This is a genomic window from Mixta sp. Marseille-Q2659 (assembly GCF_940807255.1).
In the GTDB taxonomy this organism is placed as follows: Bacteria; Pseudomonadota; Gammaproteobacteria; order Enterobacterales; family Enterobacteriaceae; genus Mixta.
In genome coordinates this window covers 82,014-96,974 of sequence record NZ_CALNWY010000008.1, presented here as the reverse complement: position 1 = coordinate 96,974, position 14,961 = coordinate 82,014, and the positions used below count along the sequence as shown (strand labels likewise).

11 protein-coding genes and 1 riboswitch are annotated in these 14,961 nt (G+C 55.9%); of the genes, 8 read left to right on the top strand and 3 right to left on the bottom strand.

Annotated features, from left to right (window positions below; all coding sequences use genetic code 11):
* Positions 1-2 precede the first annotated feature (2 nt).
* Positions 3-1,727: an acetolactate synthase 3 large subunit gene (gene ilvI / locus P3C52_RS08350; RefSeq protein WP_275554553.1), complete on the bottom strand. Its 1,725-nt coding sequence runs from the start codon at positions 1,725-1,727 to the stop codon at positions 3-5.
* A gap of 934 nt (positions 1,728-2,661) precedes the next feature.
* On the opposite strand from ilvI, the gene leuA reads away from it, so the two are divergent.
* The 4 genes from leuA to leuD are packed head-to-tail and all read left to right on the top strand — an operon-like array spanning position 2,662 to position 7,336.
* Positions 2,662-4,224: a 2-isopropylmalate synthase gene (leuA, locus tag P3C52_RS08345; protein ID WP_275554552.1), complete on the top strand. Its 1,563-nt coding sequence runs from the start codon at positions 2,662-2,664 to the stop codon at positions 4,222-4,224.
* A gap of 2 nt (positions 4,225-4,226) precedes the next feature.
* Complete coding sequence (gene leuB / locus P3C52_RS08340) at positions 4,227-5,318, top strand: 3-isopropylmalate dehydrogenase (protein ID WP_275554551.1); 1,092 nt, start codon at positions 4,227-4,229, stop codon at positions 5,316-5,318.
* A gap of 4 nt (positions 5,319-5,322) precedes the next feature.
* Positions 5,323-6,720, top strand: a complete 1,398-nt coding sequence (gene leuC, locus P3C52_RS08335; protein ID WP_275554550.1) for a 3-isopropylmalate dehydratase large subunit — start codon at positions 5,323-5,325, stop codon at positions 6,718-6,720.
* A 10-nt stretch (positions 6,721-6,730) separates the two neighbouring features.
* On the top strand, positions 6,731-7,336 hold the full coding sequence (leuD, locus tag P3C52_RS08330) for a 3-isopropylmalate dehydratase small subunit (protein ID WP_275554549.1): 606 nt from the start codon (positions 6,731-6,733) through the stop codon (positions 7,334-7,336).
* A 116-nt stretch (positions 7,337-7,452) separates the two neighbouring features.
* Here the strand turns inward: leuD and P3C52_RS08325 are convergent, their stop codons facing one another.
* The gene (locus tag P3C52_RS08325) at positions 7,453-8,631 is read right to left on the bottom strand and encodes a sugar efflux transporter (protein WP_275554548.1); all 1,179 of its coding nucleotides are present in this window, start codon (positions 8,629-8,631) and stop codon (positions 7,453-7,455) included.
* 324 nt (positions 8,632-8,955) lie between these two features.
* Between P3C52_RS08325 and sgrR the strand changes: the two genes are divergently transcribed.
* From sgrR to thiQ, 4 genes are all read left to right on the top strand, one after another.
* On the top strand, positions 8,956-10,617 hold the full coding sequence (gene sgrR, locus P3C52_RS08320) for an HTH-type transcriptional regulator SgrR (RefSeq protein WP_275554547.1): 1,662 nt from the start codon (positions 8,956-8,958) through the stop codon (positions 10,615-10,617).
* Between the two features lie 36 nt (positions 10,618-10,653).
* Positions 10,654-10,757, top strand: a riboswitch (TPP riboswitch).
* Positions 10,758-10,804: 47 nt separating this feature from the next.
* Positions 10,805-11,791, top strand: a complete 987-nt coding sequence (gene thiB, locus P3C52_RS08315) for a thiamine ABC transporter substrate binding subunit (protein WP_275554546.1) — start codon at positions 10,805-10,807, stop codon at positions 11,789-11,791.
* Positions 11,767-13,377, top strand: a complete 1,611-nt coding sequence (gene thiP / locus P3C52_RS08310; RefSeq protein WP_275554601.1) for a thiamine/thiamine pyrophosphate ABC transporter permease ThiP — start codon at positions 11,767-11,769, stop codon at positions 13,375-13,377. Before thiB ends, thiP begins: the two co-directional genes overlap by 25 nt.
* On the top strand, positions 13,361-14,071 hold the full coding sequence (gene thiQ, locus P3C52_RS08305) for a thiamine ABC transporter ATP-binding protein ThiQ (RefSeq protein WP_275554545.1): 711 nt from the start codon (positions 13,361-13,363) through the stop codon (positions 14,069-14,071). Before thiP ends, thiQ begins: the two co-directional genes overlap by 17 nt.
* A 51-nt stretch (positions 14,072-14,122) precedes the next feature.
* Here the strand turns inward: thiQ and P3C52_RS08300 are convergent, their stop codons facing one another.
* Positions 14,123-14,887 (bottom strand): DedA family protein, encoded by a 765-nt coding sequence (locus P3C52_RS08300; protein ID WP_275554544.1) that lies wholly within the window; start codon positions 14,885-14,887, stop codon positions 14,123-14,125.
* Positions 14,888-14,961: the final 74 nt, after the last annotated feature.

The following is a 14,961-nucleotide window of genomic DNA, read 5'->3' as shown; positions in this document are numbered from 1 at the left end:
AATTAAGTCCTCTCCGTTTTGCTTAACCACATCTCATCCATACTGCCGCCGCGGATCTGCATAGGGTAAACGTGTTCGCTGCCATCAACATTCACATCGACAAATACCAGACGATTCTGCGCGACCGTTTCCAGCGCCAGCGCCAATTTCTCCTCCAGCTCAGACGGATGAGAAATAGAGATGCCGACGTGACCGTAGGCTTCCGCCAGGCGCACAAAGTCCGGCAGCGATTCCATATACGAATGGGAGTGACGGCCTGAATAGATCATATCCTGCCACTGCTTAACCATGCCCAGATAACGGTTGTTCAGGTTCAGCACCAGTACCGGCAGGTTATACTGCAACGCGGTGGACAGCTCCTGAATATTCATCTGGATACTGCCGTCGCCGGTCACGCAGACTACCGTTTCCTGCGGCAGCGCCAGCTTCACACCAATCGCCGCCGGCAGGCCGAAGCCCATGGTGCCAAGACCGCCAGAGTTGATCCAGCGGCGCGGACGATCGAACGGATAATAGAGCGCAGCAAACATCTGATGTTGACCAACATCAGAAGTGACGTAAGCCTCGCCTTTGGTTAAACGCCACAGCGTCTCGATCGCTGCCTGCGGTTTGATCTTATCGCTGCTGCGATCGAATTCCAGGCACTTACGCGCACGCCAGCCTTCAATGCTTTGCCACCAGTCGCGCAGGCTGTCGAAATCCTGTTGTGTATCGCCCGCAGGCAGCAGCTCCAGCATCTGCTGCAATACCTGGCGCGCATCGCCTACCACCGGAATATCCGCCGCTACGGTTTTGGAAATCGAGGCCGGATCGACATCAATGTGCAGTACGGTAGCGTTCGGGCAATACTTCGCCAGATTATTGGTGGTGCGATCGTCAAAACGCACGCCAACGGCGAAAATGACGTCGGCGTTATGCATCGCCATATTCGCCTCGTAGGTACCGTGCATTCCCAGCATGCCGAGGTTCTGACGATGGGTGCCAGGGAACGCGCCGAGCCCCATTAATGAATTGGTTACCGGTAAGTTAAGCTTTTCCGCAACGCTGCGCAGCTCTTCATCGCAACCGGAAATAATGGCGCCGCCGCCCACGTACATCACCGGTTTTTTCGCGCCCAGCAACGCCTGTACTGCGCGTTTGATTTGGCCTTTATGGCCCTGCGTCGTCGGGTTATAAGAGCGCATGCTAACGCTTTCCGGCCAGACGTAAGGCAGCTTATTCGCCGGATTAAGAATATCTTTCGGCAGATCGATCACCACAGGCCCTGGACGACCGCTGGCTGCCAGCCAGAACGCCTTTTTAATAATCGTTGGGATCTCTTCGGTATTTTTTACCAGAAAGCTGTGCTTTACGATGGGGCGCGAAATTCCCACCATATCGCACTCCTGAAATGCGTCGTAGCCGATAAGAGAAGACGGAACCTGACCGGACAGCACCACCATCGGGATAGAATCCATATAGGCGGTAGCAATGCCGGTAATCGCATTGGTGGCCCCAGGGCCGGAGGTAACCAGCACCACACCGACATCGCCCGTTGCGCGCGCATAGCCATCGGCCATATGCACCGCGCCCTGCTCATGGCGCACCAGCACATGATCAATGCCGCCGACAGTTTGCAGCGCGTCGTAAATATCCAGCACTGCTCCGCCGGGGTAACCAAAAACATGTTTTACGCCCTGATCGATTAACGATCGGACCACCATCTCAGCTCCTGACAACATCTCCATTTTTGCCTCCCGGCTTTCAGTTTGCTCTCTGTTCAGGCATTTGCCAGACATCGCCGCGCAGCGGGTCTAACGTCTGACATTGGTTTTACGCAGAGATAAACAGTGTGTTAATGCTCAAACCCTGAATGCGCTTCAGGGTCAGGTACAGGGGGAATGAAGCCCTTGCAGATTTCTATCCTGGCTTTTGATAATTACCATAACCGCAGAGATCTTGTTGGGTAAACCCTAAACTTACAGGTAAATAGTTGCCGCTTTCCTTTCTTAAACTGCCTGTTTCCTTAATTGGCAGTAAAAACGCTGAAGCCAGGCGCTAATAACAGCGCATTATGCTGCGCATCGTTTTATTCATAGCAAAAACTTATCATTATTAGTTTTTTTACCCCGTTCAGGAATGGAAAGGAAAAGCCAAAGAATTAAGTTTGGATAAATATCCTACCAGAGCAATTACAGATGATATTTTATCTGGTCATTTTGTTGTTGATAAGGTGCAAAAATTTCCTTTCTGATATTAATAGTCTCTTATCATTCAATGACTCGCACGAAAAAAAATAAAGCAACTCATTGATTCATATAAATTTAATATCCAGAGAAATTATAATAATCATATATTCTGCTGACTGGCATCCCTTTGGCATTTATCTCTTTTTCATTAATCCCGTTTACGCAATATCTGATGGTGAACCCGGTTGACATCATGAACGCAATCAAGTACCAATAAAAACAGCACAGAAATTTATGGAGTCTGATGACATGATTCGTTCCTTCCGCCTACTCGGTCTACTACTAAACGCATATCACTTGCGCGGTAGTCGTGTGGGCGGAATCAATCACTGATTCAGGCTTGCAAAACGAAGAAACCCGCGCCAATGCGCGGGTTTTTTTATGCTCGTGACACAGGCGAACCGGTAAAAGCCAAACTTAAAGGAAAAATACGATGAGCCAACAAGTCATTATTTTCGATACCACTCTGCGCGACGGCGAGCAGGCATTACAGGCCAGTCTGAGTGTTAAAGAAAAATTGCAAATTGCACTGGCGCTGGAACGTATGGGCGTTGACGTTATGGAAGTCGGCTTTCCGGTTTCGTCACCCGGTGACTTTGAATCGGTACAGACCATTGCGCGTACGATTAAAAACAGCCGCGTCTGCGGTCTGGCGCGCTGTGTAGAAAAAGATATTGATGCCGCTTATGAAGCGCTGCGCGTCGCGGAAGCCTTCCGTATTCACACCTTTATCGCCACTTCACCGATGCACATTGCGACCAAATTACGCAGCACGCTGCCGGAAGTGATTGAGCGCGCGGTCTACATGGTCAAGCGCGCACGTAACTACACCAGTGACGTTGAATTTTCCTGTGAAGATGGCGGCCGCACACCGATTGACGATCTGTGTCGCGTCGTGGAAGCGGCGATTGATGCCGGCGCCACCACCATTAATATTCCTGATACCGTAGGTTATACCCTGCCCCATGAATACGCGCATATCATCTCTTCACTGCGCGAACGCGTTCCGAATATCGATAAAGCCATACTGTCCGTGCATACCCATGATGATTTAGGCATGGCGGTAGGTAACTCCATCGCCGCGGTGATGGCGGGCGCCCGTCAGGTAGAAGGTACGCTGAACGGCCTGGGCGAACGTGCCGGCAACTGCGCGCTGGAAGAAGTGATCATGGCCATTAAAACCCGCGCCGCGATGATGAACGTCCACACCAATATTCATCATCATGAAATCTGGCGCACCAGCCAGACCGTCAGCCAGATCTGCAACATGCCGATTCCGGCCAATAAAGCGGTAGTCGGCTCCAATGCCTTCGCGCACTCCTCCGGCATTCATCAGGACGGCGTGCTGAAAAATCGCGAAAACTACGAAATCATGACGCCGGAATCGATCGGCCTGAATCAGGTACAGCTGAACCTGACCTCACGTTCTGGCCGCGCGGCGGTAAAACACCGTATGGAAGAGATGGGCTATCAGGAAAGCGACTATAACCTGGACTCACTGTATGACGCTTTCCTGAAGCTGGCGGATAAAAAAGGCCAGGTCTTCGATTATGACCTGGAAGCGCTGGCCTTCATCAATAAACAAAACGAAGAGCCGGAATACTTCCAGCTGCAAGATTTCAACGTGCAGTCAGGCTCTTCTATTACTGCCACCGCCTCGGTGCATATGATCTGCGGCGAAAAAGTACAGTCAGAAGCTGCCACCGGCAACGGCCCGGTTGACGCCGTATACCAGGCGATTAACCGCATCACCGCTTTTGATACCGAGCTGGTGAAATACCAGCTCTCCGCGAAAGGTCACGGAAAAAATGCGCTGGGTCAGGTAGATATAGTAATCAACTACAACGGCCGCAAATTCCACGGTGTTGGCCTGGCGACCGATATTGTTGAATCTTCCGCTAAGGCGATGGTTAACGCCCTGAATAATATCTGGCGCGCCAAACAGGTGGAGCAGGAACTGCAGCGTAAATCGATTGAACAGAAGGAAACGGTGTAAACATGACGCAAACACATCATATCGCGGTATTACCGGGCGACGGCATTGGCCCTGAAGTTATGGCTCAGGCGGTAAAAGTTCTGGACGCCATCCGTCAGCGTTTTGGTATGCGCATTACCACCAGTGAATATGACGTCGGCGGCACCGCCATCGATCGCCACGGCGAGCCGCTGCCTGCGGCGACCATCGCAGGCTGTGAACAGGCGGATGCGATTCTGTTTGGTTCAGTCGGCGGCCCGAAATGGGAACATCTGCCGCCCGCTCAGCAGCCGGAGCGCGGGGCGCTGCTGCCGCTGCGTAAACACTTTAAACTGTTCAGCAACCTGCGTCCCGCCAGTTTATATAAAGGTCTGGAAGATTTTTGCCCGCTGCGTAGCGATATTGCCGCGCGCGGCTTCGATATTCTGTGCGTACGCGAACTGACCGGCGGCATCTATTTCGGCCAGCCGAAAGGCCGTGAAGGCAGCGGCATGCATGAGAAAGCGTTTGATACTGAGGTTTATCATCGCTTCGAAATCGAACGCATCGCCCGTATCGCTTTTGAATCCGCGCGTAAACGCCGTAATAAAGTCACCTCGATTGATAAAGCTAACGTGCTGCAAACCTCGGTGCTGTGGCGCGGAATCGTCAGCGAAGTGGCGAAAGATTATCCCGATGTACAACTGAGCCATATGTATATCGACAACGCCACCATGCAGTTAATTAAAGATCCGTCGCAGTTTGACGTGCTGCTCTGCTCCAACCTGTTTGGCGATATTCTCTCTGATGAGTGCGCGATGATCACCGGCTCCATGGGCATGTTGCCTTCGGCCAGCCTGAATGAGCAGGGCTTTGGCCTGTATGAACCGGCAGGCGGCTCGGCGCCGGACATCGCTGGCAAAAATATCGCTAACCCGATTGCGCAGATCCTGTCGCTGGCGCTGCTGTTGCGCTACAGCCTGGATGCGGACGAGGCGGCCAACGCTATTGAGAGCGCCATTAACCGCGCATTAGAAGAAGGTTATCGCACCGGTGATTTAGCGGGGAATGGTCCATCTGTAAGCACCGATGAAATGGGGTCAATCATCGCCCGCTTTATCGCTGAGGAAGTTTAAGAAAATGAAAACATTATACCAGAAGCTGTTTGATGCCCATGTCGTGTACGAAGCGCCCAACGAGACGCCCCTGCTCTATATCGATCGTCATCTGGTTCATGAAGTGACCTCGCCGCAGGCCTTTGACGGTCTGCGTGCGCATGGCCGCAAAGTACGTCAGCCGTCGAAAACCTTTGCCACCATGGATCATAACGTCTCGACGCAAACCAAAGACATTAACGCCTCCGGCGAGATGGCGCGCATTCAGATGCAGGAGCTGATCAAGAACTGCGCCGAATTCGGCGTGCAGCTGTACGATCTGAACCACCCGTTTCAGGGCATCGTTCACGTTATTGGCCCGGAACAGGGCATGACGCTGCCAGGCATGACCATTGTTTGCGGCGACTCGCATACCGCTACCCACGGCGCTTTCGGTTCGCTGGCTTTCGGTATCGGCACCTCGGAAGTGGAACATGTACTGGCGACACAGACCCTGAAACAGGGCCGCGCCAAAACCATGAAAATCGAAGTAAATGGTCAGGCCGCGCCGGGCATTACGGCGAAAGATATTGTGCTGGCGATTATCGGCAAAACCGGCAGCGCTGGCGGCACCGGCTATGTCGTGGAATTCTGCGGTTCGGCAATTGAAGCACTGAGCATGGAAGGCCGCATGACCTTATGTAATATGGCGATTGAAATGGGCGCGAAAGCGGGCCTGGTTGCACCCGATGAGGTGACGTTCAATTACCTGAAAGGTCGTCAGTTCGCGCCGCAGGGCGAACAGTGGGAGCAGGCGGTTAACTACTGGCGCACCCTGAAATCAGACAGCGGCGCGCAGTTTGATGCCATCGTCACGCTGGATGCCGCCGAGATTGCGCCGCAGGTGACCTGGGGCACTAATCCTGGGCAGGTGATTGCCGTTAATCAACAAATCCCCGATCCCGCTTCCTTTGCCGATCCGGTCGAGCGCGCCTCGGCGGAAAAAGCACTGGCTTATATGAACCTGCAGCCGGGCATTAAGCTGACCGAAGTTAATATCGATAAAGTCTTTATCGGTTCCTGCACTAACTCACGTATTGAAGATTTACGCGCCGCCGCCGAAATCGCCAAAGGGCGTAAAGTCGCACCGGGCGTGGTGGCGATGGTCGTGCCTGGCTCCGGGCCGGTAAAAGCGCAGGCGGAAGCGGAAGGCCTGGATAAAATTTTCCTCGAAGCGGGCTTTGAGTGGCGTCTGCCGGGCTGTTCTATGTGTCTGGCGATGAACAACGACCGCCTGAATCCGGGCGAGCGCTGTGCCTCCACCAGCAACCGTAACTTTGAAGGCCGCCAGGGCCGTGGCGGACGCACGCACCTGGTCAGCCCGGCGATGGCTGCTGCCGCTGCGGTAACCGGCCGCTTTGCTGATATTCGTGAACTGAACTGAGGAACCAATCGTGGCGAAAAAATTTACCCAACATACCGGCATTGTCGCCCCGCTGGACGCGGCCAATGTGGATACCGATGCCATTATTCCGAAGCAGTTCCTGCAAAAGGTAACGCGCACCGGCTTTGGTCAGCATCTGTTTCATGACTGGCGCTTTGAGGATGACGCGGGCACGCAGCCGAACCCAAATTTTGTGCTTAATCAGCCGCAGTTTAAAGGCGCCAGCATTTTACTGGTACGGGAAAACTTCGGCTGCGGATCTTCACGTGAGCATGCGCCCTGGGCGCTGACCGACTTTGGTTTTCAGGTAGTTATCGCGCCCAGCTTTGCCGACATCTTTTACGGTAACAGCTTTAATAACCAGCTGCTGCCGGTACGCTTAAGCGAAGAGGAAGTGGATGAGCTGTTCCGTCTGGTGGCGGCGCAGCCTGGCATTCAGTTTACGGTGGATTTAATCACCCAGACCGTCACCGCTGGCGATAAAACCTATACGTTTGAAATCGACAGTTTTCGCCGTCACTGCATGATTAACGGTCTCGACAGTATCGGCCTGACGCTACAGCACGATGCGGCTATTGCCGCTTACGAGCAGAACCAGCCCGCCTTCCTGCATTAATAAAAAAGCCTTCTGTGCTTATGGCGCAGAAGGCTTATCACGTTGTCGCGTCAGATCCTGATTATCTTACCCTTTCCCCAATCAGCAGCCTTTCGCCCCGCTCCTTCACGCTGGCCTCAGACGTTACGCACCCGCGCCGCCAGCACAAACGACACCAGCGCCAGCCCCAGGGCCAGCCAGTAAACCGCATAATGACCGAACGACTCCGCCAGCGTTCCCTGCAGCAGCCCGGCCAGAATGGTGCCGGTAGAAATACTGTTGGTGAACAGCGTGGTCGCTGCCCCAGGCCGTCCCGGCATTAAATCCTGAAACCAGAGCATGCCGATGCCGGCAATAATGCCGATAAACACCGCATTAAAAATCTGTAACGCCATCAGTGCAGTGCGCGACTGAAACAGCACCAGCCCCAGATAAAACAGCACGCCAGCGGCAACGGCGATCAGCATGATGCGGCGCTTGCCGGTGCGTTTTACGTAATGTCCGGCCAACAGCATAATCGGGATCTCCAGCCCGGCGGCGGTGCCCATTAACAAACCGGCCAGCCGTTCCGGGAGGCCCAGCACGCTGCTGATATAAAGCGGCATATCAATGATATACATAGTGTTGCAGGTCCACATCATCATCGACGCGACAAACAGCAAGCGCACATCTTTATTACGCCAGGCGCTAATCTGCGTCAGCAACACCTCCGGCGACTGCTCGACGCGCGGCACCGAAGGCAGCGCAAAGCTCACCAGCGCCAGACAGATCAGAAACAGGAAAGCCGCCACCACATACATCACGGTGAAGCCATAATTCAACGCCAGCGCAAAAGCGAGCGGCGGGCCGATAACCCAGGCCAGCGAGAGCTGGGCGCGCATGACCGAACTGAACATCACCACTTCACGCGCTGAACGATCGGCATATTCACGCGCCAGGGCAAAAATCTGCGGCATCGAAACGCTGGCCAGCGACGACAGCAGCACACCAAGGGTAATCAGCGTTAAGTAGTGACGGTTAAAGGCAAACAATAGCGCGTTCGCCAGCGCCATTGCGCAACAAAACAGGATCAGCTTGCGCCTGTCGCCCCGGTTATCCGAACGCTTCGCCAGCAACAAACTCACCACAATCCCGGCGATAGCGTTTACGGTATAAAACAGCCCGACCCAAAACGGTCGCACGCCGACTTCATGGGAAAGAAACAGGCTCAGCGTGGGTGCCTGCAATGCGCCCGCGATGCCAACCATAAAAGAGACGGCCATAAAAGCCAGATAAACCGGATTAAGACGGCGGCGGCGCGTCAGCAAAAATTTCATAACGGTTCCTGTACCTGGAAAGAGGAAAACAGCAAGCACCCATAAGCGAGGCCGCAGACAAACGTATCCCGTAAGGCGGCAATGATCGTTGTAGAAGAAAGCACAGGGGACAGAAAAAAGCCAGCAGCGTAAATGCCTGCTGGCGGTGTAATTGCACTCTACTCAGATGGAATGGCGGAACAGCGTGCAAATAGCGAACCCTTTCCGCCCGGATAAAAATGTGCCAGCCGTTAAGACTGCCTCCCACACTTTTATCTGCTGAAATTATCGCCATAATAAGGGAACATAAAAACTGACGACATTCCTTAACAGAGTTCCCCTTTTATGCCCTCATCGCGCCTGCAACATCATTTCATTCGCCTGTGGCAAAACTGTAACGGCCAGCCGCAGGAAACCACGCTGCATCAGCTGGCGCTGCAAATGCACTGCTCGCGTCGCCATATGCGCAACTTATTGAACGCCATGCAGGATGAAGGCTGGCTGAGCTGGCAGGCCGAGCCGGGACGCGGCAAGCGTTCCCGGCTCAGTTTCCATGCCACTGGTCTGGCGCTACAGCAACAACGTGCGGAAAACCTGCTGGAACAGGATCGTATTGAGCATCTGGTACAGCTGGTCGGCGATAAAAAACGGGCGCGGCAGATGATCGCTTCGCACCTTGGACGGAGCTTCCGCCAGGGCAAACACATTTTGCGTATTCCCTATTATCGTCCACTGCTCAATCTGCTGCCCGGCTCACCGCTACGCCGTTCGGAAACGCACCTGGCGCGCCAGATTTTTAGCAGCCTGACGCGCATAAACGAGGAAAACGGGGAACTGGAACCAGATATTGCGCATCACTGGCAGTCCCTTTCTCCGTGTCACTGGCGTTTCTTTCTGCGTCCGGCCATTCAGTTTCATCACGGGCGCGAGCTGGAAATGGCCGACGTAATTCAAAGCCTGCAACGCCTGACTTCACAGCCGCTCTTTTCCCACTTAACGCGCATTGAATCGCCCACCGCCTGGACGCTGGATATTCATCTGAGCCAACCCGACAGCTGGCTGCCCTGGCTGCTGGGCAGCGTCAACGCCATGATCCTGCCGCAAGAGTGGCCGAGCCTGCCCGACTACAGCCGTCAGCCGGTAGGCACCGGCCCCTATTCCGTGGTGCAGAACCAGCAATCGCAGCTAAAAATCCAGGCCTTTGATGACTACTTTGGTTATCGCGCGCTTATTGATGAGGTCAACATTTGGGTATTACCGGAAATCAGCGAGGAACTGATCTACGCTGGCGTCAAACTTCAGGGCGGCAGCGACGATGAAAAGTCAGAAGAGAGCCGTCTGGAAGAAGGTTGCTATTTTCTCCTCTTCGACCAACGATCCGCGCAGGGACGCGACGAGCAGGTTCGCCGCTGGGTCAGCGCGCTACTTAATCCCATCGCGCTGTTGAACAATTCGAGCGCGGGCTATCAGCGCTACTGGTTTCCCGCCTGGGGCCTGCTGCCGCGCTGGCATCACCGGCGGGAGACACATGTTGTCGCCAAACCTGCCGGATTAAGCGAGCTGACGATGACCTGGTACAACGATCATATTGAACATCAGGGCATCGCCCGCCTGCTGGAGCCGTTGCTGGCGGCACACGGCGTTCGGCTGATCACGCAGGAGGTCGATTACGCCTGTTGGTATCACGGCGCGGCGGAGAGCGACATCTGGCTGGGCAGCGCCAACTTCACCCTGCCGCTAAAGTTTTCCGTTTTCGCCCTGCTGTATGAGCTGCCGTTGCTGCATCACTGCATCGATATTGACTGGGAGGCGGACGCTGAGCGCTGGCGTCAGCAGCAGCTTTCGCTGGCCGACTGGAGCAAAAAGCTGGTCGAACGGCACGTTCTGCATCCGCTGTTTCATCACTGGCTGATGCTGGAGGGCCAGCGCAGTATGCGCGGCGTGCGCATGAATACGCTGGGCTGGTTCGATTTCAAATCCGCCTGGTTTGCGCCGCCGGAAACCTGACGCTTTCGTTAATTCAACGAAAACACTACACTACTGCCGTTCTCAACGGGGTGTGGAAAAGCCAGCGGCTTGCCACTGAGAGAGACCCGTCGAACCTGATCCGGTTGATACCGGCGTAGGGATTTGAGATGCGATATTCCCCTCAGATCATGCGCCCTGTTATTTTTTCCTCCTCAAGGAGCGCAACGTGTTGAAAAAAGCTTTGCCCGTTCTGCTGTTGCTGTCAGCCCCGGTTTTTGCCGCCAAACCTGTGTTAACCGTTTATACCTATGATTCGTTCGCCGCTGAGTGGGGCCCCGGCCCGGCGGTGAAAAAGGCATTCGAAGCGCAGTGCGGCTGCGAACTGAAGTTCATTGCGCTGGAAGATGGCGTTTCGCTGCTGAACCGACTGCGGATGGAAGGAAAAAACAGCAAGGCCGATGTGGTGCTGGGGCTGGATAACAATCTGGTGCAGGCCGCCGAACAAACCGGCCTGTTTGCGCCCAGCCATGTCGATACCGCCAACCTGACGCTGCCCGGCGGCTGGCACAACGCCACCTTTGTGCCTTACGACTACGGCTATTTCGCTTTTGTTTACGATAAAAACAAGCTGAAAAACCCGCCGCAGAGCCTGAAAGAGCTGGTCGAAGGCAGCCAGAAATGGCGCGTAATCTATGAAGATCCGCGCACCAGTACGCCTGGCCTCGGTCTGCTGCTGTGGATGCAAAAGGTTTATGGCGATGACGCGCCGCAGGCATGGCAAAAGCTGGCGCAAAAAACCGTTACCGTCACCAAAGGCTGGAGCGAAGCCTATGGCCTGTTTCTGAAAGGCGAAGGCGATCTGGTACTGAGCTATACCACCTCGCCCGCTTATCACCTGATTGCTGAAAAGAAAGATCATTACGCGGCGGCTAATTTCAGCGAAGGTCACTATTTGCAGGTTGAGGTAGCGGCCCAGCTGAAAAACAGCCAACAGCCGCAGCTGGCGCAGCAGTTTATGCAATTTATCGTCAGCGAGCCTTTCCAGCAGACGATTCCCACCGGCAACTGGATGTATCCGGTTACCAACACCGCCCTGCCGGAAGGATTCAACGCTCTGCCGGTGCCGAAAACCGCCTTACAGTTTACGCCGCAACAGGTGGCGCAGCAGCGCGCTGAATGGATAAACGCATGGCAACGCGCCGTCAGCCGCTGATCCCCGGCTGGCTGTGGCCGGGCCTGCTGACCGCCGCGCTGCTGCTCGGCGTGGCGCTACTGGCCTTCGGGGCGCTGTGGTTTAACGCGCCGGACAGCGACTGGTGCAGCCTGTTGCAGGACAGCTACCTGCACCACGTTATCGCCTTCTCGTTCTGGCAGGCATTGCTTTCGGCGCTGCTGTCTGTGTTACCGGCCATTCCGCTGGCGCGCGCCCTCTGGCGCCGCCGTTTTCCTGGCCGCCAGTTGCTGCTTCGTCTCTGTGCCATGACGCTGGTGCTGCCGGTACTGGTGGCGGTATTTGGTCTGCTGAGCGTCTACGGTCGCGAAGGCTGGCTGGCGCAACTTTGCGCGCTAATCGGTATCGATTACCGTTTTTCCCCTTATGGCCTGCAGGGTATTTTACTGGCGCACGTCTTCTTTAACCTGCCGCTGGCAACGCGCTTGCTGTTGCAGGCGCTGGAAAATATTCCCGGCGAGCAGCGGCAGCTGGCGGCCCAGTTGGGCATACAAGGCCTGCACTTTTTCCGGCTGGTGGAGTGGCCCTGGCTACGTCGTCAAATACTGCCAGCGGCGGCGCTGATTTTTATGCTCTGCTTCGCCAGCTTTGCCACGGTACTGTCGCTGGGCGGCGGGCCGCAGGCGACCACTATTGAGCTGGCAATTTTTCAGGCGCTCAGCTACGACTACGATCCGGCACGCGCCGCCCTGCTCGCTCTGTTGCAAATGATTTGCTGTCTGGGACTGGTGATGCTGAGCCAGCGCCTGAGTAAAACCCTGCCTGGCGGCAACGTCTCATTAAACAGCTGGCGCGCCGCCAACCGCGGCCTCGGCTCGCTGCTGCGCGATACGCTTCTTATCCTGCTGGCGCTCTTGCTGCTGTTGCCGCCGCTGTTGGCGGTTATTGTCGATGGCGTGCGTCAGGGGTTCAGCGGCCTGTTACACCAGCCCGCGCTGTGGCAGGCCGCCTGGACCTCGCTGCGTATCGCGGTGGCCGCCGGACTGCTTTCCGTATTACTGACCATGCTGTTGCTATGGAGCAGTCGTGAACTGCGCCAGCGCCAGCGGCTGCTGGCGGGCCAGGCGCTGGAGATGAGCGGCATGCTGATTCTCGCCATGCCGGGCATTGTGCTGGCGACCGGCTTCTTTTTACTGCTTAACAACAGCGTTGGTCTGCCGCAGCAGGCGGATGGCATCGTCATCTTTACCAATGCGCTGATGGCGATTCCCTATGCCATGAAGGTGCTGGAAAACCCGATGCGCGATATTACCGCCCGCTACGATCGCCTCTGTTTGTCGCTCGATATTCGCGGCTGGCAGCGCGTAAGGCTGATTGAGCTTAAGGCGCTGAAGCGGCCACTGGCCCAGGCGCTGGCCTTTGCCTGCGTATTATCGGTCGGCGACTTTGGCGTTGTCGCGTTGTTCGGCAGCGCCGACTTTCGTACGCTGCCCTTCTATCTTTATCAGCAGATTGGCGCCTACCGCAGTGATAAAGGCGCGCTTACCGCGCTGCTGCTGCTGCTGCTCTGTTTTATTCTGTTCACCCTGATTGAAAAGCTGCCGGGACGCCATGCTAACGCTGACTAATCTGACCTGGATGTATCACCATTTACCCATGCGTTTCACGCTGGCGCTGCAGCCGGGCGAACGTGTGGCGGTACTGGGGCCCAGCGGCGCCGGTAAAAGTACGCTGCTGAGCCTGGTCGCCGGTTTCCTTGCGCCGCACAGCGGCACGATTTTCCTGAATGGTGAAGATCATACGCACAGCGCGCCCGCGCAGCGGCCGGTTTCGATGCTGTTTCAGGACAACAATCTGTTTGCGCACCTGAGCGTGGCGCAGAATATTGGACTTGGGCTGCATCCGGGATTGAAGCTGAATGCGGCGCAGCATCAGCAGATTAAGGAGATCGCGCAGCGGGTCGGATTGGGCGACGCGCTGGAGCGTCTGCCGGGCGAGCTGTCCGGCGGACAGCGACAGCGTGCAGCGCTGGCTCGCTGCCTGGTGCGTGAAAAACCGCTGCTGCTGCTGGATGAGCCTTTTTCCGCACTCGATCCGGCGCTGCGTAAGGAGATGCTGACGCTGGTGGATGAAACCTGTGCAGAGCGCCGTCTGACGCTGCTGATGGTTTCGCACAGTCTGGAAGATGCCGCACAAATTGCCGCGCGCAGCGTTCTGGTGGTTGACGGGCGTATTTACTGGGACGGCGCGACGCAGGCGCTGTTACGCGGCGAAACCGAGGCGGCGGAAATATTAGGTGTCCGCTACCAGCCGCCGCGTTGAACTGGGCCAGCAGTAAAAAAGTATGGCCCAGACTGGCGACGAGGCCCTGTTTTAACCGACAAACACCTTCCACAGCAGCTGGCGGAAAATTGGCATCATCGGATGAAACTGGATAGCCGCCAGGCTGCCGAAACCGACGATAAAGCCCAGCGGCGCCAGCCAGCGTAAACGCTGAGCGGGCAGATACGCCGTCGCCCAGTCGTGCTGTTTATCAGCCCGCCACCAGCGCCAACAGAGCCACGCGCCAAGCCACACCAGCAGCGCCACCGCCAGCAGCAGCCAGATAAAACTGCCGCTCTGCGCATCTTTTGGCACGTCGATCGCCACGCCAGCCAAAATACCCGGCAGCAGATAAAGCGGCGGCCAGAAAATACAGCCAATCACGCTGGGCGGCAGAAACTTGCGTACCGGCAGCTCCAGCATCCCGGCGGCCATCGGAATCAGCGGCCGCGTCGGGCCGACAAAGCGCCCTACCAGAATCGTTACCATGCTGTGCTGATGCAGCGCATGTTCGGTTTTATCCAGCATTTTCTGATGCTTTTTCAGATAGGACCAGCGATGCAGCGGCCCCTGAAACTTCCAGCCGATGCCGTACGAGATCCAGTCGCCCAACAGGCAGCCGACTAAACCCGCCGCCCAGGCGGGATAGAGCCCCAGTTGTCCGCTGCCCACCAGCGCCCCAAGGCTGGCCATCATCACCGTGCCGGGCAACAGCAGCCCGACCAGCGCCAGCGACTCCAGAAAAGTCACCAGCGCGACGGCGAATAGCGCCCACTCAAGCGATTGGGTTATCAGATGTTCCAGCCAGGCTTCCATAAGCTACCTCAGAATAGTCGTCGGCTGGATTGTCCAGAGCGGACGACATAGCGTCAAGCGATGATTTGTATGGG